The following is a 20,731-nucleotide window of genomic DNA, read 5'->3' as shown; positions in this document are numbered from 1 at the left end:
CTAGGGATTACTTAAACTAAGGTTGCCCTAGACCAAAGTTCCGACCAGCTATAATTCACGCTTGTCACTGCAAAATCTGGCTTTTGCTGAAATGGACGCTGAACATAACGCAAAGTAAAATCATTCAGAGATAATTGTGTTGACTCAGAAACTTCCACCAAAGCCAAGATATAACTATCAGGTTTATTCAAAGCTGTGATAATTTCATTTTTCGTGACTGTCACCGTACTCGCACCCCGAATTCGACCTTTGACTTCAATAAAACGCAGCCGATTCGTGCCGGGGATGCGCGATTCAATATCATAACCGCACTTGTCAGCACTTACATCCCTTGGCTCAAATCCCTGCTTTCGTTCCGCTGCCATCACTGCTTGCATAGCCAGATTCTCTACTTGCTGTTTTTCTATAGCGAAATTACCTGGAGTTTGTTGAGTTTCCCCTTTCAAATGCTGGATCAAAGCCACAGGTACAATCAATGCACCGCCCAAAACCACTGGCGGTTTAGCTGATATATTACGCTCTTGCTCTAACTCTGCCAGTCGCTTTTCCCGGCGTGCTTTTAGTTCTTCTGCTCTCCGACGAGCATTATCGTAATTGGGTTGTGCAGTCGCCTGCAATCCAATTTTTAGTCGAAATTTTTCGGCTCGATTCTCATAGTAGTTAATTTCTGTAGTCAGTCGCTCTTTTACAGCTTCTATTGTCTTATTAATCCGCTCCGTCCGCTGCTGTTGCACTTGCTCTTTATGCCGGGGAACTAGGTGTTGAATGGCATAATGTTGCGCTTGTTCATCAATCCCTTTCTGTAGGATTGAAGATTGATTCATCAATATGTTTAATATCTGGGGTAGCAAAGATTGTTCGGATTGCTGCAAAGGTCGGTAATCTAAATAGGGTGCGTGACCTGCATTTTTAGCGTTACCTTCTGAGTCAATCTCTACATACTGCATCTGCCTAGATACAACTCTGAAATGGTCAGACTTGTCCTTACGAGCATCTTCAATAGAATGTTCTAGGTACACTAAAATGCGAACTTGTTCAGTCAAGTCATTCTCATCCACAAGGATACATCCTTGTTTTAATAAAGCACGATATGGTTCCAAAATTAAATCTATTGTGTGATTTAAGAGTGGATGACCGGGATAGATAAACTCAGCATCTAGTTTACCCCGAAGACGAGCTTGAGCTTTTTCAAAACAAATGTGACGGTAAGACTTAGGTAATCGGTTGCGGAGACTACTTGGAATAGGAGCTACTATTTCATAACGTCCCAATTCACCTCCCTGTATTTTACCTCCAAGCAGCCGAAAGCCTGCTACAAAAAAGTCTATTATAAAGTGGGGTTGTAGCTTATGCACTTCTGCGCGTTCAATATTTTCATAAATTTCACGCAGCTTAGAATTGTCCATTAAGTTATGATAAAGTGACCGTTTTTCTAAGATCTTTTGAAGGTTCTCTAGATTAAGTTTGTCCTCAATATCTTGCTCTAGTTTCGCTTGGTTGTCGGGTCTATCACCATAGCGGATAGCCTCAATTAAAAGTTTCTCTAGTTGTTTACCATCGATCGCCTCTCCTAAGACATCAAAAACTTTACCTCCTAATGCTTTTCGCGCCACTTCTAATTTTTCCAGCACCGTTTGGAACACTTTTCCCTCTCGTGTATTTACTGCTACCAAGTTCCAGAGATGGCATATTTCTGTTTGACCAATCCGGTGAATGCGCCCAAATCGCTGTTCTAGTCGATTGGGATTCCAGGGCAAATCATAATTAATCATTAAATGGCAAGATTCATGGAGGTTAATCCCTTCACCCGCAGCATCATTAGCCACTAAAACTTGCACCGTAGGATTTTGGTTAAATGCCTCCTGTATTTTTTGACGATCTTCTTGTTTAACACCGCCATGAATGGCAACAACTGCTTGTTCACCTATAATTTTTCTGACACGGAGTACCAAATAGTTCAAAGTAGCGCGATGTTCAGTAAACACAATAATTTTGCGCCTTTGTCCCTGAGAATTAAACATTTCTGGATTATTTTTAAATAGCTTAGAAAGCTCTTCCCATTTTGTATCAGTACCGCTTTTTCGCACTTCTTGTGCCAATTGTACCAATTTTTCTAGCTTATTAATTTCAGCTAAAAGTTCCGCAATAGTTGAAGCGGCTGTAGCTTGATCTACAAATTCATCTTCCAGATTTTCTATTTCTTGAGATAGAAAATCTTCTAAATCCTCTGAATCGGGACAAGTGAGTGTCTTCAGAAAATCTTCTTTTTGACGCAATTTATTTTCCAATCGCTCCCGTCGCCCTTGCAAAGACTGGTAAATTGCTTCTGGGGATGATGCCAGTCGTCGCTGTAAAATTGTTAGGGCAAAACCGATGCTCGTCTTGCGTCCCTTCTCTAGTTTATCAGCCCTATTGAATTCTTTTTCTACATATTCAGTCACTTGTTTATAAAGCAGCTCTTCCAAATATGATAGATGATAAGCTAAAGAGTAAGATAAACGTTGTGGCAACAGAGGCTTGCCTTCCAAATCTACTAAGTCTTCTTTTAGCATCCGTCGCATCATGTCAGAGGTGTCTGCATAATGAACGCCATTACGAAACTTGCCCTCGAAGCGATCGGGGTCTAGCAGCCCCATAAACAGTTGAAAATCTTCTTCTTTGCCGTTATGAGGCGTAGCAGTCATCAATAAAAAATGGCGGGTAGTTTTACTATCTGATAGGATCTTTCCAAGCTTGTAACGTTTAGTTTCTTTCACTTCACCCCCGGAGAAAGAGGCAGACATTTTGTGAGCTTCATCGCAGATAATTAAATCCCATTCAATTGACTTGATATTTTCTTGAAGTTTTTTCTCTTGACTCGATTTATCTCGTTTTAATTTATCTACCCTAGCAATGACCAAGCGCATATTTTCAAAAACGTTTTCTGTGAGTGTGGTCTTGATGTGGTCGTTACTAATAATTTCAAAATTTAGCTCAAATTTCTTCTGGAGTTCTAGTTTCCACTGGGTTACTAAGTTGCCAGGAACAACAATTAGACACCGCTGCAAATCACCGCGCATCATTAACTCTTTAATCAACAACCCGGCCATGATGGTTTTGCCTGCACCTGGATCGTCAGCCAGCAAGAAGCGCAAAGGTTGACGTGGTAGCATTTCTTCATAAACTGCCGTGATTTGGTGGGGATACGGCTCGACTTTTGAGGTATGAATAGCCAAAAATCGATCGAATAGATGGGCAAAGTCAATTCGGAGGGCTTCCGAAACTAGGCGAAATAAAGCCCCATCAGCATCGAACGGCCAAGGATATTTTTGAGTGATAAGTTCTAATTGTGCCTCGTCTGAACGATACAGGACGCGATCTCCTAGATTACCGCTGTCATCAGCTCGATATATTAGTGTGACAGCATCGGCTCCACACCTGGAGACACGTTCTACCGTGACTGTGGTGTTCGGTAGAATTCCTTTAAGCTTAAACCCTTCGCTTAATTCCTCAAGTTTAGCCATGATGAGTGCGCTCAGTCCCTTATGAATTGTGAAAAGCTTGTAAATAAATTTATGTGCTTAAGGATACTCCAGCGTCACAAAAAGTCGAGTGGCTACCGGATTTGCACTGGGCAATGCACAGCCACAAAAGATCATTGTTGCAGCGGCACTCCTCAATCCACTTCAAAAGGTATATGAAATTAAAATAGTCTTCTAATTGCATAGGTGATTTGGGAGTAATAAATAGGGGTTTTTAATGCAGGGTAAGAGCATCTCAATCAAGCTTGACAAAAGGAGTTGAGAACAGTCATCATATAATCATTATTCATAGAAGCCTGTTTGATTTTTTGACGAAGACTACGCTGCAATGTTTTCTCCTGATTAAGAGCGTTAAGTGCTATCCGTCTCAGGATAGCAAAATTACTCTTGACTATGACCTGAACGAATCCGACATTGATCCTCATGGAACGTGACATCTAAAGTCCAATGAACTTGGTTCTCAATCGTCCAATGTTGACGAATGGCACGACCAAGAACTTGAGCATCCGCCGGCAGAGAAGTCAGATAAAATTGGACTTCATGAGTCGTTTTGTTCCAAAGATGGCGGATTCTTTCAATAATGACGATGGTTTGCAGTCCCGACCACGGGTCTTGTTGATAAAGACCACCGAAAGCCTCTAAAGGAACAGCCCAAACATAACGTTTTTCAGTGCGATGGTGTCCCTTTTCAATCTGTTGGTTATAACTAACGTTAATGCCTTCAAAGTTATTAGCTCTTCTGGTATCAAACCATTCTTTAACCTGAGAATATAAAGTGGGATGATTGGCTTTAAGAGATACAATATAATCAGCTTTTTTGTGGCGAATTTGTTTCACAATCTCGGTTTGCGTTCCCATCGCATCAATGGTAACGATCGCCCCGGTCAGGTCTAATAATTCTAAGAGTGCCGGAATTGCCGTAATCTCGTTGGAATGATCCTCAACTTTAACTTGCCCTAAAACTAAACGCTGTTCACTTGCCCAAGCCGTGACCAAATGCAAAGCTTTTACGCCTTGATTACGGTCATAAGAACCTCTAACACTTTTGCCATCGATGGGGATAATCTCGCCAACTATCGAACCAAGCATACTTTGAAGCCACTTCGCTAAACATTGTTCTCTCATCATCAGGATTAATTCTTTCAAAGACTCGTCGAAAAGTATCATCACTCGGGATACCATTGGGTAATTCGAGAAATTCCTCTAACCATTGTTGTTTAGCGATGCCATAATTTTCCATGTCTTCCCAACCTTCGGCACCGCTAATGACGGCTAAAATAGAGATTACTAAAATATCTTTTAATAACTGTTTTTGGGTTCTTTGAACTCTGGGGTCGGGGAGCTCTGCTACATAATTCAATAAATTGGCTTGGATTTCGCGAGCGAGGTGTTAAATGTCGTTTTTCTGCTCTTTTAGCTTGAGATTTTACAGCGAGTTTCAATCTAGGTGCAAAACCATTTGTCATTGTCTTTAACTCCGTTTCAACTTGATTGACTTTGTTAAGAGTCAAACTTGATTATAGGTTTGAGTTCGGTGCACAGATATAGATCCTATTGGCGGCTTTTTGTCAAGTACAATTTATACCAAATTAGATGAGCTTACCCTGTTATCAATATGTGTTCCGTAGTACATTCCTCCCTGATAGCGACTAAACATAATCGGACGCATCGCTTTAGGGCGCGCCGCTATTTGGAATAAAGAATTTCGTTTTACTGCTTGGTTGACTAAATTTCTGAGTTCTTGAGTGGGAGCCGCATAATTTTTTAGTTGAGCGTTATTTTTTACTTTTTGGGTGTACCAACCTGCTGTTAACTTGCCATCAACAAATTCAGCATTGGAGAAAGCGGTGAACAAGGAAAATCTGGGAAGAAGAGTTAAGGTTTTATATTAATATCAACTCTTAAGCTACTGAGGATAATTTTACTTGAAAACAGCTACCTACTCCTAGCTGACTGGTAACGCTAATGTCTCCTCGGTGGCTTTGGACAATTGCTTGGGCGATCGCCAATCCCATCCCCAAACCCCCTTCACGGCGATTTCTGGCTCGATCGGCTCTCCAAAATCTGTCGAAAACTAACTTGACATCTTCTGGAGCAATGCCGATACCAGTATCCTCTACACTCACAATTGTCGATCGGTTCTGTCTGCTCAGAGAAACAGTCACACTTCCGCCCGCTGGTGTGTAATGAATTGCGTTTCCGAGCAAGTTGGAAAACAAACGAGTTAGCTGTGCAGCATCTCCCATTACAGACGTATTAATGGCTAAATTTGACTTGAGAATAATTTGCTTTTCTTGAGCTTGCAGTTCCCACAAATCTAGCAAATCCTCTAATAGTTCATCTAACGGCACCGCTATCCACTCGCGGGCGATCTTGGCTGCTGGTGCATCCATTCTAGTTAATAAAAGTAAGTCTTCAACTAACTGAGTCATCTGTTTAGTAGCAGAGGCGATCGCCGCCATTTTCTTAACATCCGCTGCATGAATTCTCTCTGGATGACTCTGCATAACTTCCACAGAAGTTTTAATCGCTGTCAGCGGACTTCTCAACTCATGGGAAGCATCAGCAGTGAATTGTTTTAACTGCTGAAAACTATCCTCAATTGGCTTGAGAGATTGCTTAGTCAGCCACAAACCACCAACCGCAGTCAAGCTCATAACAATAATACTCCCATAACCCAAATTCCAGCGGAGTCTGCTGAGAACTTCTTCGACTTCTTTAGTAGATTCGCTGGTGCGAATATAACCTTTTAATTCTTGCTTTTTATTATCATAAGAAATGTAAACTGGAATGGTCGCCGAGCGAATTTGCCCGTTTTGTATGGTTTGGAAACCCGATTTTATCGGTACTGGCGGTAAAGTATTGCCGGAATTTCCTAACATTTTACCTGCTTCATTAAACCATTCTACAGCTTGATCTGGTTCCCGCAGATTTTGCCAGGGAATGTCTAAGTCTCCGTCTTTATCTAACTGGCGCGTTACTTTTTTGCGATGGAGTTCAATTTGAATATCATCATTGCGCTGTTCACTTTCTTGGTCAGATTCATCGCCTTTTTTTTCTGGATTTTCTGAAATATGCTGCTTTTCGATCGCAACTAAACTGTGAGAAGCTGCTTGAGCCAAAACCTCCAATCGCTGGTCTAATTCTTGATACAGACTGCTGGCAAATAATTCATAAACAGCAATAGCAGAAGTTCCTAAAATAGCTACCATCACTGTTAAGTAAGATAGCAATAAACGCCATCCCAAAGCTTGAAATTGGGGATTAGAGGTTTTGGTTGAGCCGATAACCGATGCCATAAATAGTCTCAATAAAATTAGCTGGTGCACCTGCAGCTTTCAGTTTTTGCCGCAAACCCCGGAGATGAACTTTTACGGTTTCTTCTCCTGGCGAGTCTTCAAAAGCCCATATATGGTCTAGGATAGCACTCCGTGTTAAAACGCGCCCTCCTGTTCGCAGGAATAATTCTAGCAAACTGTACTCCTTTGGTGTAAGATGCAGCAAATTATCGCGATAAGTAACTTCGCAGGTATTCGGGTTTAAACGCAGATTTTCCCACTCTAATACTGGTGGTAAAGTTGTACTTCCCCGCCGCAGTAAGGCTCTAATTCTTGCTGCTAATTCGGGCAAATCAAAAGGTTTAACGACATAATCATCGGCTCCCGCATCTAATCCCATGACTTTATCATTGCTGGTGTCTCTGGCTGTTAGCATTAACACGGGGGTTTTTAAACCTTGTCGGCGCAAGCGCTGACAAAGGCTAATTCCATCTAATTTTGGCAGCATCACATCTAGCAGAATTAAGTCATAAGTAAAAGCTTCTGCAAAGTTCCAACCTTCTTGACCGTCGGCGGCTATATCTACGGCATAATGTTGGTCGGTGAGGGCTTCTGCTAATGCTTGGGCAATGCGATAGTCATCTTCTACTAACAGAATCTTCATAGCTCGCTGCTAAATACTGACTGCTAAATACTGACTGCTAAACAGCAATATAAAAGATAATTGGCACACCAGACGGTTCCGAAGTATTTGATCTAAGTTGAGATTTATTTATCTCAATGTAGGGCGTTCGCTTTTCGGAGTATCATACAATATCAATGGTATTTTTGCACTCTTGTTATTTATTTATGAGAAAAATCACAATATTATCGATCGCCCTACTAATTTTTGTAGGAACTCTCGAACTGCCGAAGGTGGGCTTGCAACTAAGTGCGATCGGGCAAATAGAAACACCCCAACCCATCCCAACACCCCAACCCATCCCAACACCCCAACCCATCCCAACACCCCAACCACAAACACCCCAACCAATTTCAACACCCCAACAAATCCAAACACCCCCAATCCAAACACCCCAACCAAAAGCAAACGACCCCAAAAAGCTCGGCTACGTCTCCCCAGAATTTGCCGAAAATTTCTCCCAGCAACAAATCGACCAAATCAACGCCAACGTCGAAACGCTGCTGCTAACTCAAAGCTGCTCCCGCTGCGACCTCCGAGCCGTAAAATTAGTTAACATTAACTTAAAAAATCCCATCCTGACAGGAGCAGATTTATCAGATGCCAACCTCAGCGGTAGTCGGTTCGAGATCTCAGATTTTGTCAACACCAATTTAGCTCGCACAAACTTAAGCGGAGCCGAATTAGTTGGAGCGAGAATCAGCAACGCTAACCTCAGAAAAGCTAACTTGACAAAGACAAATCTAGACGGTGCAGACCTGCGATTTTCCGACTTGAGGGATGCCAATCTTTCCGATGCCAACCTCCGCAATGCTAATATAGATGGCGCTACTATCGATCGAGCAAGCATGGCCGGCACCACAATGCCAGACGGCAGAAAAAATCAATAATATAGTCTCGTTTCCGGCGCGATTGAAATCGCTTCTTGTCCCACAAAGTGGGGATGGTGCGCCGACTGCATCCCTTCCAGGCTCTGCCTCCTTCCAGGCTCTGCCTGGGAATAAATATCTAGAGGCTCTGCCTCGTTTCCAGATTGTTAATTAAGCCGTGTATCCGTGTCCAAATCCGTGTCATGCCTTCCTTCTGAATCAAACAGCCAAAAACCTCTGAATCACCTCATCACTTAACTCGCTAGTGCTTCCAGAAGCCACAATCCCGCCTTTTTGCATAGCATAATACCAGTCAGCCTGCCGCACAAAATGCAAATGTTGCTCCACCAACAAAACAGAAATCCCCCTAGTCGCAACCACGCGGCGCACCGCAGCTTCAATATCTAAAATAATCGATGGTTGAATCCCCTCCGTAGGTTCATCCAAAACCAGCAACTGCGGCTCACCCATCAAAGCCCTAGCAATAGCTAACTGCTGCTGCTGTCCCCCGCTCAAATCACCTCCCAGGCGATCGAGCATAGTTTTCAAAACCGGAAATAACTCAAAAATTTCATCAGGAACTTCAGGATTTTTGGTTTTGCTTGGTTTCGCTTCCAAACCTAACAAAAGATTTTCTTTTACAGTCAAACGTGGAATAACTTCACGCCCTTGAGGCACATAACCAATGCCTAATCTAGCCCGCTGGTAAGTCAACTTAGAAGCAATAGATTCTCCGCCAAAAGCAATAGTGCCACTGCGCGGTTGCAGCAACCCCATAATCGTTTTTAGCATCGTAGTTTTGCCCACACCATTGCGGCCGATCAAGCAAACCATTTGCCCCGCCATAACGCTTAAATCGACATCGCGCAAAATGTGACTTTCGCCGTAGTAAACATTCAAATTAGATACTTGTAGCATATTCTTTGGATTGGTAATGAATAATTGGTAATTGGCAATCCCTAGTATCCATTCTGCTTGTATCGGAATGATTAAACCGCAGAGGACACAGAGGATACAGAGAAAGGGAAGAGAGAGATGAATAATTCCGATGCCAACGGATTTGATATAATCGGAAACAGTCAACTAACTAATGACTAATGACTAATGACTAATGACTAATGACTAATGACTTATTACTCTTCCGGTTTGCCCAAATATACCTCAATTACCCGATCGTCATTTTGCACCTCATCCATAGTCCCCTCACACAAAACCGCACCCTGATGCAACACCGTCACCTGTCGCGCAATTTGCCGCACAAACTCCATATCGTGTTCAATTACCAACACCGAATGACTTTCGGCCAATGAAATCAGCAGCTCTCCAGTTAACATCGTTTCCTCATCCGTCAAACCCGCCACAGGTTCATCTACCAACAACAAATCAGGAGATTGAGCCACCAACATTCCAATTTCCAACCATTGCTTTTCCCCGTGAGAAAGCAAACCCGCCGAAATATCAGCCTTAGCAACTAAACCAATTGTTTCTAACAAACCAGAAACCGTGCGTTTTTCAGCAGCAGAAGCAGGCTGAAACAAAGTCGAAAAAACATTTTTATGGCGGCTGCAAGACAATTCCAAATTTTCGCGTGGCGTTAAATTCAAGTAAACTCGCGGCGTCTGAAACTTGCGGCCAATTCCCAAGCGCGAAATCCTATCTTCCGACAACTTTCGTAAATTTTGTCCCTTAAATAACACCCTGCCCTCTGTCGGCTGCACCTTCCCGGTAATTGAATCTAGAAAAGTTGTTTTACCCGCACCATTGGGGCCAATAATAACTCGCATTTCGCCCGCATCCATGCTGAAATTTAAACCGTTGATGGCTTTAAAACCATCAAAACTCACAGTCAAGTTTTCTATTTCTAATACTTTTCCATTCATAGGTGATTTCTCCGGGTAGGGTGCGTCAGTTAACAGTCTCTGGGTAAGCCGGAAAATCTGTGGGCTGACGCACCTGACAGCGCTGATTTTCTCTGAGAAGGTGCGTCAGTTAAAAGTCTCTGGGTAAGCCAAGAAATCTGCGGGCTGACGCACCCTACACAAGCACATAAACGGTTATTTTACTCTAAACTAAAACTGCTCGAACTGCTCGACATTGGAGGTGGAGAAGCTGCCATAATTCGCTCAGCTAACTTCGAGAGCGGCAGACTTTGCAAATACACTTTTCCAGGCCCGGTTAGCTTAACTAAAAACAAGCCTTCACCACCAAATAGAGCATTTTTAAACCCGCCCACAAACTGAATATCGTAATCTACAGTCGGCGCAAAAGCTACCAAACAACCAGTGTCCGCTCGCAACACTTCGCCAACTGCCAAATTTTTCTCAACTATTGTTCCTCCCGCATGAACAAAAGCTAGCCCGTCACCCTGCAATTTTTGCAGAATAAAACCTTCTCCACCAAAGAAACCGGCACCGAGCCGCTTGGTAAATGCTACCTCAATTTCAATGCCGTTGGCCGCACAGAGAAATGAGTCTTTTTGACACAAAAATTTACCGCCAAGTTGGCCTAAATCGAGGGGAATTACTTTACCCGGATAGGGGGCGGCAAAAGCGACGCGGGCCTTGCGATTTCCGGCGTTGACAAAGGTGGTAATGAAAAAACCAGCTCCTGTCAGCATCCGTTTGAAACCTTGAAATAAGCCGCCACCTGTGGATGTTTGCATTTGGATGTCGCCTTCCATGTATGTCATGGTTCCAGCTTCAGCCCTGACGCCTTCTTTGGGGTCGAGTTCAATCTCGATGAGCTGCAAATCGTCGCCGTAGATTTTGTAGTCAATAATATCTGCCATATGTTGCCCCTCAAGTTAAAGAACGAAGCTACTTGCTACGAATATCTAAGTAGGTACATATATATTACGTTTCCTCAGACAGAGATAAACACAGCGTTTGTCAAGTCTATTGCGATTGCTTTGTTTGTCTGTTGTAGGTGAAATTTATTTATGTCAGCCTACTTATAAATTACACGATATTTTTGCACTCAATGTTCAAGTTCTTCTTTTTCGAGCTGCACTTGGGGGTCTTGTTCCAGGCTGGGATAAGTAGATGCGTACTTGGGTCTTCTGAACAAGCTGCGGATTTGGCCGAAACCTTGATGTTGCAGCCATCCGACTAAGCCGTCGGGCAGCACTGTGACTACTATTAGGAATAGCGCGCCTTGGAAAAATAGCCAAACTTCGGGGAATTGTTCGCTCAAGAAACTTTTGCCAAAGTTGACTAGCAGTGTTCCCAATATTGCTCCCGATAATGTGGCGCGACCTCCCACTGCGACCCAGATTACCATTTCAATTGAAAAGGCAATATCCATTGCTTTTGGCGAAATGATTCCGGTTTGTACGGTAAATAATGCGCCTGCAATCCCTGCTAAGGCGGCGGAAATTGCAAAGACTAAAACTTTGTAGCCTGTGGGATTGTAACCAGAGAAACGCAGGCGCACTTCGTCGTCGCGAATGGCTACTAGCAGCCGGCCAAAACGCCCGCTGGTCAGCCATCGGCAGAGGGCGTAAGTTGCTGCTAAAAATAGTATGGTGAGAATGTAGAAAATATATTGAGTATCTCGGTCATTGACTGTGGCTCCGAACAAGGTTTTAAAGTCTGTGAGTCCGTTGGTGCCGTTAATCAGTTTTTGCTGACCGTTAAAGAAGTTGAAAAATACAATGGTTGCTGCTTGGGTGAGAATTGAAAAGTAAACGCCTCGAATTCGATTGCGGAATACTAAATAACCTAAAAGTGCGCCTAAGATGGCGGGGATGAGAACTACTGCTAATGCTGAGAAGGGAAATGAATAAAATGGTTGCCAAAACCAGGGGAGTTCGGTAACGCCGTAGAGGTTCATAAATTCTGGCAATTGACTGCTGGCGGTTGGGGGAATTTGCAATTTTAGGTGCATGGCGAAAGCGTAGCCGCCGATCGCAAAAAACACCCCATGCCCTAAACTAAGTAAACCTGTGTATCCCCAAATCAAGTCTATGCCGAGGGCTGCAATTGCTAGTGCTAAAAACCGCCCCAATTGATTGAGCCGAACGTCGGGCAGTATTCCTGGGATGAGTAAGATGAATGTGAGGGCGATCGCGCTGACAATTGCCGCTTCTTTTAGCCAGGGTTTTTGATGTTTGTTCTGCATTTTTCGCTACACTCGCAGTTGTAATTTTTAATTTTCTACCGTCCGCCCTTTTTGCGGGAAAATCCCTCCCGGCTTCACTTGCAGAAAAGCCATAATTAAGGCGAATACCATTACTTTTGCCATGCTGGTTGTGGCGAAAAATGTGAAGAAGTCGGCTAAAGGCTTGACAGGAGCGAACATTAATGCTAAGGTTCCCGAACCGATCAGGTAATTTGCAGTGCCGATCGCGATCGCAGCAACTACACTCCCCACAATCTTGCCGACACCGCCCACAACCACCACCATAAACGTATCGACTATATAATTTTGTCCAGTATTTGACCCTACCGAACCAATCAAACTAATCGCGCACCCAGCGACACCAGCCAGCCCCGAACCCAAAGCAAAAGTCAGCGCGTCTACTTGTTCGGTAGGAATACCCAAACACGCACTCATGCTGCGATTTTGCGTCACGGATCTAATCCGCAATCCCCACACAGACTTTTGCAAAAATAGGTAAATTCCCGCCAAACAAATTCCTGTCAGCACAATAATAAAAATTCGGGCGTAGGGCAACTGAAAATTGCCCAGCGGTATGCCACCGCGCAACCATTTCGGTGCAGTTACGTCCACATTTTGAGCGCCAAACCAAGGTTGAGTTACTGCCAGTTTGTAAGTTTGCCCTAAAAAGGCGCTCACCGCCCAGGAAATACCCAAAGATAAAGGCAAAATTAGGGCGATAATTTTGTTACGAATGCGATCGAAATCCAGGCGCGATTTCAGCACCCGCAAACCGCCAAAAAACAGCAAACAAAACACCGCAATCCCAATTACCAGCACCCAACTAACGCTGCGGACAAACTGCTGCAAAATTAAACTTACGCCCCAAGTGGCCAGCAGAGTTTCTAGCGGTCGCCCGTAAAGATAGCGAATCACTCCGCGTTCGAGAATCAATCCTACCAATGCAGCTACTAAAAATGCTAAGGGAATTGCAAATAAAATATAGGTTTCAAAAGCAAATCCTCCGATACCTTTGAAGACATTTTGCACCACGAAAGTTGTATAAGCCCCCAGCATCATCAACTCGCCATGAGCCATATTAATCACGCCCATCAGCCCGAAAATAATCGCTAGTCCCAGGGCTGCAATTAGTAAAACAGCGCCGATGCTAAGGCCGTTAAATAAACCATCTAATATCGCCAATTTTGTTACTCCTGCATCAAGTCTGTTAACTTTGTTCGCGGATAATTAGGGGCGGATTTTACCCCATTGGTGTCAACTTAGAACTAAAACCCTCTGTATATTTCGCTTGTAGCCGAGTCTCGATCCCCCTCGCATCCCCCTTAATAAGGGGAGTAGGGGTTGACTTTGAAGAGTCCAGTTCCCCCTTAATAAGGGGAGTAGGGGTTGACTTTGAAGAGTCCAGTTCCCCCTGATTAAGGGAGTAGGGATTGACGAAAGAATGCTCTTACTCCCCCCTTATTAAGGGGGGCCGGGGGGGATCTCCGGGTTTAAAGACAAACCCTAGGGCAATCGAATATACGTTGCCAACGTTAACAAAATTGGTATTACCTACTTATCAAGCTTTGAATTTGCCACCTTTTGCGGGGTCTGACCAATCGCAAGCAAAGCCTTTTGTTTCAGCGACAAATTGATTCCAAGGCACCGGCTTCACTGCTTCTGGTGTAGCAAAAGCGATGTTAAATAAACCGTCGTCTCTAACTTCGCCCAACCGCACAAATTTAGAAAGGTGATGGTTAACATCCATCGTTACTGTGCCCCCTGGCGCGTCAAAGGTTTGACCCAAAGCTGCGGCCCGTACTTTTTCCAAATCGTCGGCTGTCCCTGCTTTTTCGACGGCTTGCTTCCACAGGTAAACCATGATGTAAGCTGCTTCCATCGGGTCATTGGTCACTCTATCTTTACCGTATTTTGCCTTGAAAGCTTCCACAAATTTTGTATTGGCCGGAGATTCTACAGTCATGAAGTAATTCCAGGCGGCGTAATGGCCTTTAAGATATTCTACGCCGATCGCCTTTACTTCTTCTTCTGCAATACTGACAGACATTGACGGATATTTGTCCGGGCCCAAACCTGCACCCTGCAACTGTTTGAAAAATGCTACGTTGCTGTCGCCGTTGAGAGAATTGAAAATGACGCCGCCGTCTGGCAAAGCTGCCTTAATTTTAGTAATAATTGGCGTGACTTCTGTCCCGCCCAAAGGAATGTAATCTTCCCCAACTAATTCGCCGCCTTTGGCTGCTAGCTGTGCTTTGATAATGGTATTTGCCGTGCGGGGAAAAACGTAGTCAGACCCGACTAAGAAGAATTTTTTCCCTTTATTTTCTAGCAGCCAGTCAACTGCTGGTTCGATTTGCTGGTTCGGCGCAGCCCCGGTATAAAAGATGTTCTTGGAACACTCTTGACCCTCGTATTGTACGGGATACCAGAGCATATGATTTTTTTCTTCAAATACCGGCAATACTGCTTTGCGGCTAGCGGATGTCCAGCAGCCGAAGACGGTGACAACTTTATCTTGGTCGATCAATTTTTTGGCTTTTTCTGCAAAAGTCGGCCAGTCTGAGTTGCCGTCTTCTATGACTGCTTCGATTTGTTTTCCGAGGACACCCCCAGCTTTATTAATTTCTTCGATCGCTAATTGTTCGGCATCGACAACGCTTTTTTCGCTGATTGACATCGTGCCGCTCAAGGAATGCAAAATTCCTACTTTGATCGTGTTTCCGCCCCCGGCTGCTGCTGGTGTTCCTGTGGAAGTTGGAGAAGGAGAAGCGGCGGGAGTTGCTGTTGGAGTTGGAGTTCTACAAGCTTTTAGAAATAAACTTGATGTTAGGGTAGCAGAACCGTATAAAAGGAATTTCCGCCGATCGAATCGCTTTGTCATTTTTTCTTGTTACTCTTGAACAGATGAGTCTGATGATTGAGAATAATAACACATAGCGACTTGATATTAAGACTCGCTTCAGCAAACTGTTGTATTTTTAGCTACAAAACTTATTGTTTTTGACAAAATGAATGTTTTGTGGGATTGAGGGCAACTGCGCCAGAAACCGGGGTGATACCATTTTAGATTTTAGATTTTCGATTTTCGATTGACTGATGACATCAGGGTTGGGATCGCGGGCGTAGCGGATTTTTTTGGCAAACCTGGTTTAGACGCCCAAATACGTCTTTTCAGGAATTAGTGTGACATTAGAAACCTGGTTTCTTTACATAAATTATCTTATTGATGCTACCAGTTAGGCAGCAACCGGGTCGATCGCACTTGCATAGAAAGCGGGTTTCTCGCTCTCGACAAGTTTTTGATGCTAAAACTTAGGCAGCAACCGGGTCGATCGCACACTCATAGGCGAGTATCAAAGCAGGTGACGATCGCACTTCGCTTTGAGTACGATCGTCACCTGTAGAAATGCCCCTGATTTATGGAGAATAGCGGACTCGAACCGCTGGCCTCTGCGGTGCGATCGCAGCGCTCTACCAACTGAGCTAATTCCCCTGATTGAGTTTTAATTTAGCATTTTAGATGCGAGATTGCCGAATCTAAAAGACTGACAGGTTTTGCTTGCTCTCACGTTCGCAGACCGTCACTTACACTAGCACGTAACTGCTAAAAAGGTCAAGTGTTTTCCGCAGTCGGCTCAGTGGGGGCGATCGAGCAAAGTGCCGCCACTCTATCCAACTCTAAATCAGCAAAATAGTCCACCGTCCAATTAGCTTGGCGCTGGATCATGTGAAACGGGTAAGTATGAGTCACACCCGCAACCTGAATCCCCGCTTTTTTCGCTGCTTCAATCCCCGCAAAAGTATCTTCTATCGCCAAACACTCGATCGGTTGCAGGTTAAAGTCGGGATATTTCTGGTTGAGAAGTTCCACAGCCAATAGATAGCCGTCGGGTGCTGGTTTGCTCGCCGTCAAGTCATCGCCTGCAACAATTAACTCAAAGTTTGCTGCCAAACCGGCCCGATCTAACACCAATTCTATATCCGATCGCATTGCCCCGCTAACTACGGCCATTTTCAGTCCGGCGGGCCGAATTTTATCAAGAAATTCTGCCAAACCCGGATAAATCGGGAGTTTCTCCAAAGTATCTATTTGAGCTTTGTAAGCTTGGGCCTTGCGCTGCAGGAGTCGATCGAGATATGTTTCTGTTAGATATCGTCCTCGGCGCTTGAGTAGTTCGGTAATGCAAGCGCGATCGCTCCTTCCCAAACAAATTTCTCGAAACTCCCCACGTTTGAGCTGGAGATTTTCATCGAGCATCAATTGATCGATGATTTTCTCGTGAATCGGCTCGTCATTAACAATCACACCATTAAAATCAAATAAAACTGCTTTTAGAGTCATTAGTCATTAGTCATTAGTCATTAGTCATTAGTCAGTCAACAGTCAACAGTCAACAGTCAACAGTCAACAATCAACAATTAATACATCAAGCCGGAGCTGGAATGCCCGGTAAATCGCCATCAAAATCAGGAGTTCGATCGCCCCAATTCCACCCCGTCGCCACCTTAGCCTGTTCCAAATCTTCCCCCGGCAAAGGTTTCACGCCCTGCGTCACCTGATTCACCCACCAGTGTTCGTGAGTTTGCACCGCCGCGAATCCTGCCGTCCCCACCCAAGCATCGAGGCTGCCAGCCGCGTAAGACTTAATATAAGGCTCTTCAAAGATATCAGTCAGCCACTCTGTTTGCCGCAAAGTTTTTTGATTTCCGTCCAAAATTGCCACTTGTCCCCCAACCTTCAGCAGTCGGAAGCTTTCTCGCAAAATTGCCCGCGATACAGCAGGTGGCGTCTCGTGAAACAGCAAGGAAGCTGCGACTAAATCGAAGCTAGCATCGCCAAAAGCAACGCTTTCGGCATTTCCGTGCAACCACTGGATATTTAAGCCGGCTTTTTGCGCTTTCATGTCGGCAACTACCAGCATATAAGGCGACAAATCCAGCCCGACTACTTCCGCTTCGGGAAAAGCCTGCTTGAGCATGAGCGTTGTCGAACCCGTGCCACATCCCAAATCGATAATTCGGCGCGGTTTCACCCGCACAGCGTCAATTAATCCTTGCCTGACGACTGTTTCGTGGGGAGGCAAAACATATTGCGTGATGGGATCGTAGGAAACGGCGGCGCTGGGGTTGAGGTAGCCGCCTTTAATGCCGTGAAAGTTTTGGCTGCTGTAATATTCGGGATAAACTAAATCGGGTTGTCGGTAGCGATCGCCCGCTGTTTCCCAGTCGATACCTTCGTATAGTCGTTTCAGTGCTTCTTCGTCGATCGCCAGTCGCATCAGGGGCGACAAAAAGCGCTCGAAAATTGTATCCTTGCCAACAGCCATAAAACACCTTTAACAAAAACTCTTCTAATTTTAGCCAACCGCCGTAAATTTAGCATTAATTAAAACTGTTGATCCCCTCTTCCCTCTTCCCTCTATCCCTTACCTCCGTTACAAAATCCGTCGGCTTCCTTTCCCTCTTCCTACTTATACCAGTTTCTCAAAAGAAGGCAACTATATACCAGCTTCAAAAGCTTGTTTCATCTGGTCTTCCAAAATCTAAAATCTAAAATCTAAAATCGTTTTACTTTCCGTTAATAATAGGAATTTTAACCAAAAATTCCGTTCCTCCCCCCGGAGGTTTAGCAATTGTGATGCTACCACCATGTCCATCCACTACAATTTTGTAGCTAATTGCTAACCCCAAACCCGTGCCTTTGCCCACCTCTTTAGTAGTAAAAAATGGGTTAAAAATTTGGTCTTTAACGCTGTCGGGAATGCCGGGGCCGTTGTCGCCGATCGCCACTTTCAGAAATTTACCGCCATGTTCGCGAACTACTCCCGTGGAAATAGTAATAATTTTATCCAGGCGATCGATCTCGTTCAAGGCATCGATCGCATTACTCAGCAAGTTCATAAACACCTGATTGAGCTGAGAGGGATAGCACTCGACTGAAGGCACTTTTCCGTATTTCTTGACTATATAAATTCTATTTTTAATGCGGTTGGAGAGCAGCAGCAAGGTATTTTCTATACCTTCGTGAATATCCGCTAGCTTTTTGTCAGATTCATCCAGACGAGAAAAGTTTCGCAAAGAAAGAACTATGCTGCGAATGCGTTCGGTTCCTATTTTCATAGAATTCAATATATGCGGCAAATCCTCCTCGATAAATTCTAACTCGATTTCTTCGCTAAAATCTGCGATTTCCTGGGGCACCTCTGGGAATGCTTCTTTGTATAAACTCACCAACTCTAATAAATCTTTAGTATATTTGCTAGTGTGAGGCAAATTAGCCGAAATAAAGTTAACTGGGTTATTTATTTCGTGCGCTATTCCAGCCACCATTTGACCTAGAGATGACATTTTTTCGCTCTGCACTAAATGAGTTTGAGTTTTTTTCAGTTCATTTAAGGCACTATTAAGCAGTTTTACTTGGTCTTGGGTTTGACTGTAAAGGTGAGCTTGAGTAATTGCGATCGCCAATTGGTCGGCTACAGCTTTTAATAGTTGGATTTCCTCCCGGCTCCAAAGCCAGTGAGTAGCGTGGCTACAAATTAAATAACCCTGCGGCTGGTTCTGAGTCTGGACAGGTACGGCTAAATAGCTATTAGCTTTAAGTTCCGGCGGTTGAGTTACACCCTTGGCCCAAGTGTCGCTCGAAAGAATAATTGGTTCGCCTTGACCACTCCGTACTAACACATTTTCGAGAAAGTAAGACTCAAAATTTATGGCTTGTGTCGGAGAATCAGATGGGCAACATTCCCACAGGATTTGTAACCTTTTTTCTTGCGGTTTGTACCAACCAAAAGCCGCCCGTTCTAGGTGTAGCAAACTTACTATTTCTTCTACTGTACTTTGCACAATTTGGTCTAATTCCAGAGAAGCGCGAATGCGTCCGGCAATCCGGTTGAGCATGGCTTCTCGCTCCGCTTGAGCGCGATTGTTTTCGGAGGAGTAAATTAGCCAAATGGCTGCTAGCATTGCCGGGATGAGCAGTCCGGCGACTACGGATGTCAGCAAATTTAATGCTTGCAGTTGGGATTCAATATTTTCGCGGGGAATTACTAAAGCCATCGACCAGTTAACTTCCTTGAGGGGAGCATAGGCCACATACACCCATTTGTTATCTATTTTTACCAGTTCGATGTTCGTCTGGCGGTCGATCATCTGCCGCGCAATTGTGGAGAGTGCGGGGTCTTTTGAGTGTAAAAAGCTTGGGGCCTCCTGGTCGATATTTCCGATTAAGTTATTATTGGGATGAACAATTGGCACTCCTTGTGAATTGAGCGCAAAAGCATAACTTTCGGAACCGTATAGTAAGCTGTTAGCGACAGATGTTACTCGGTCTAATTTAATGCTGCCCGATAGGACTCCAATTACTTGATTGGGAGCGGGGGGCAAGGCCCAAATAGGAGCTGAAATAATAATCGTAGAAACTTTTGTACTGCGGCCGATCAGCGGGTCGGAAACGTTGAGCTGTCCGGCCATTGCTTTTTGAAAGTGTTGGCGGTCTTTACTGTTCGCGCGGTTGCCTAAAGTGTTGATAAATGAGCCGTCCGATTGAGTTAATGACAGGATGAAATACTCTTTTAATCTGTATATTTCTCCTTGCAACCGGGGTTCGACTAATTGCCAATTGAGAGTGCCAACCGTAGGATCGTAAGCAATGGTTTCTATTTCTGCTTTGCGGCTGCTTAGCCAGCGGTCGATTTCATCGGTGCCTTTTTCTAGTTTTAATAGTGCTATTTGCTTTAAATTGTCAAGGATTAGTCCGCGTACAAAAAAATAGCTGATGCAAGCAGTTGTGCTAATGGTTAAAGCGGTGGTACCCAGAATTAGCAGGGTCAGCAAATGGCGGCGCTGCCGTCTGTGTTGCCAAAGACTGTGCGCTTGCTGCCACTGCGATTGAGCAGAATTGCTGATGTTGTCCCAGATTTGGCGCAGCTTTTTTGTTTGGTGTGGCGGCGGCGCAGACACAGATCCGGCTTGATTTGCTGGGTTTTGCATCATCAAATGTTCTCTCCGAATCAAATTCATCAAACTGTATTGGTCATTCGGCAGAATTAATATCAGCCAAGTCGTGAAACCAGTTTCAGAAAATAATGCAACTGTAGACCGGTGCTGCCAACCCTGGTGGTCATCAGTCATTCCCAATCTAAAATCTAAAATCTAAAATCTAAAATGGTAAGACTTACATTCCGGATTGCAAACAATTTTTCTTAAGGTTGGGCACTCGCCTTCTATTTTGGCATCAATTTTATATTTCGACCTTCGATT

The 20,731-nt window shown here is 44.2% G+C and carries 14 protein-coding genes, 1 tRNA gene and 1 pseudogene; 1 reads left to right on the top strand and 15 read right to left on the bottom strand.

Annotated features, from left to right (window positions below; all coding sequences use genetic code 11):
- Nucleotides 1–11: 11 nt before the first annotated feature.
- The 5 genes and pseudogenes from QUB24_RS03840 to QUB24_RS03820 form a co-directional block, all read right to left on the bottom strand.
- Nucleotides 12–3,503 carry a helicase-related protein gene (locus tag QUB24_RS03840; protein ID WP_333150808.1) on the bottom strand — a complete coding sequence of 1,164 codons (3,492 nt, stop codon included), beginning with the start codon at nucleotides 3,501–3,503 and terminating at the stop codon, nucleotides 12–14.
- 257 nt (nucleotides 3,504–3,760) lie between these two features.
- A pseudogene (locus QUB24_RS03835) lies at nucleotides 3,761–4,987 on the bottom strand (ISAs1 family transposase).
- Between the two features lie 113 nt (nucleotides 4,988–5,100).
- A complete protein-coding gene (locus QUB24_RS03830; protein WP_333150806.1) occupies nucleotides 5,101–5,376 on the bottom strand; it encodes a hypothetical protein in 276 nt (91 codons plus the stop codon).
- 46 nt (nucleotides 5,377–5,422) lie between these two features.
- A complete protein-coding gene (locus tag QUB24_RS03825) occupies nucleotides 5,423–6,820 on the bottom strand; it encodes a HAMP domain-containing sensor histidine kinase (RefSeq protein WP_333150804.1) in 1,398 nt (465 codons plus the stop codon).
- Complete coding sequence (locus QUB24_RS03820) at nucleotides 6,786–7,463, bottom strand: response regulator transcription factor (RefSeq protein ID WP_333055594.1); 678 nt, start codon at nucleotides 7,461–7,463, stop codon at nucleotides 6,786–6,788. The genes QUB24_RS03825 and QUB24_RS03820 overlap by 35 nt, the downstream gene beginning before the upstream one ends.
- Before the next feature lie 185 nt (nucleotides 7,464–7,648).
- On the opposite strand from QUB24_RS03820, the gene QUB24_RS03815 reads away from it, so the two are divergent.
- A complete protein-coding gene (locus QUB24_RS03815) occupies nucleotides 7,649–8,371 on the top strand; it encodes a pentapeptide repeat-containing protein (RefSeq protein WP_333150802.1) in 723 nt (240 codons plus the stop codon).
- Nucleotides 8,372–8,569: 198 nt separating this feature from the next.
- Here the strand turns inward: QUB24_RS03815 and urtE are convergent, their stop codons facing one another.
- The 10 genes from urtE to QUB24_RS03765 all read right to left on the bottom strand — a co-directional run bounded on the left by urtE (nucleotide 8,570) and on the right by QUB24_RS03765 (nucleotide 20,602).
- Nucleotides 8,570–9,268, bottom strand: coding sequence for an urea ABC transporter ATP-binding subunit UrtE (gene urtE, locus QUB24_RS03810; protein ID WP_333150800.1), 699 nt, complete (start codon nucleotides 9,266–9,268; stop codon nucleotides 8,570–8,572).
- 215 nt (nucleotides 9,269–9,483) lie between these two features.
- Nucleotides 9,484–10,230, bottom strand: a complete 747-nt coding sequence (gene urtD / locus QUB24_RS03805) for an urea ABC transporter ATP-binding protein UrtD (RefSeq protein ID WP_333150797.1) — start codon at nucleotides 10,228–10,230, stop codon at nucleotides 9,484–9,486.
- Between the two features lie 179 nt (nucleotides 10,231–10,409).
- A complete protein-coding gene (locus QUB24_RS03800; RefSeq protein ID WP_333150795.1) occupies nucleotides 10,410–11,138 on the bottom strand; it encodes a TIGR00266 family protein in 729 nt (242 codons plus the stop codon).
- A gap of 188 nt (nucleotides 11,139–11,326) precedes the next feature.
- The gene (urtC, locus tag QUB24_RS03795; protein WP_333150793.1) at nucleotides 11,327–12,469 is read right to left on the bottom strand and encodes an urea ABC transporter permease subunit UrtC; all 1,143 of its coding nucleotides are present in this window, start codon (nucleotides 12,467–12,469) and stop codon (nucleotides 11,327–11,329) included.
- Nucleotides 12,470–12,496: 27 nt separating this feature from the next.
- Nucleotides 12,497–13,651: an ABC transporter permease subunit gene (locus tag QUB24_RS03790; protein WP_333150791.1), complete on the bottom strand. Its 1,155-nt coding sequence runs from the start codon at nucleotides 13,649–13,651 to the stop codon at nucleotides 12,497–12,499.
- Nucleotides 13,652–14,027: 376 nt separating this feature from the next.
- Nucleotides 14,028–15,350 carry an urea ABC transporter substrate-binding protein gene (gene urtA, locus QUB24_RS03785; protein WP_333150788.1) on the bottom strand — a complete coding sequence of 441 codons (1,323 nt, stop codon included), beginning with the start codon at nucleotides 15,348–15,350 and terminating at the stop codon, nucleotides 14,028–14,030.
- Between the two features lie 539 nt (nucleotides 15,351–15,889).
- A tRNA-Ala gene (locus QUB24_RS03780) sits at nucleotides 15,890–15,962 on the bottom strand.
- A gap of 120 nt (nucleotides 15,963–16,082) precedes the next feature.
- Nucleotides 16,083–16,811, bottom strand: coding sequence for an HAD family phosphatase (locus QUB24_RS03775; RefSeq protein ID WP_333150786.1), 729 nt, complete (start codon nucleotides 16,809–16,811; stop codon nucleotides 16,083–16,085).
- Between the two features lie 85 nt (nucleotides 16,812–16,896).
- Nucleotides 16,897–17,796 carry a methyltransferase domain-containing protein gene (locus QUB24_RS03770; protein WP_333150783.1) on the bottom strand — a complete coding sequence of 300 codons (900 nt, stop codon included), beginning with the start codon at nucleotides 17,794–17,796 and terminating at the stop codon, nucleotides 16,897–16,899.
- 241 nt (nucleotides 17,797–18,037) lie between these two features.
- On the bottom strand, nucleotides 18,038–20,602 hold the full coding sequence (locus QUB24_RS03765) for an ATP-binding protein (RefSeq protein WP_333150781.1): 2,565 nt from the start codon (nucleotides 20,600–20,602) through the stop codon (nucleotides 18,038–18,040).
- Nucleotides 20,603–20,731: the final 129 nt, after the last annotated feature.

Source organism: Microcoleus sp. B9-D4, from assembly GCF_036705105.1.
Classification (GTDB): Bacteria; Cyanobacteriota; Cyanobacteriia; order Cyanobacteriales; family Microcoleaceae; genus Microcoleus.
This window is presented reverse-complemented; position numbering and strand designations above follow the sequence as displayed.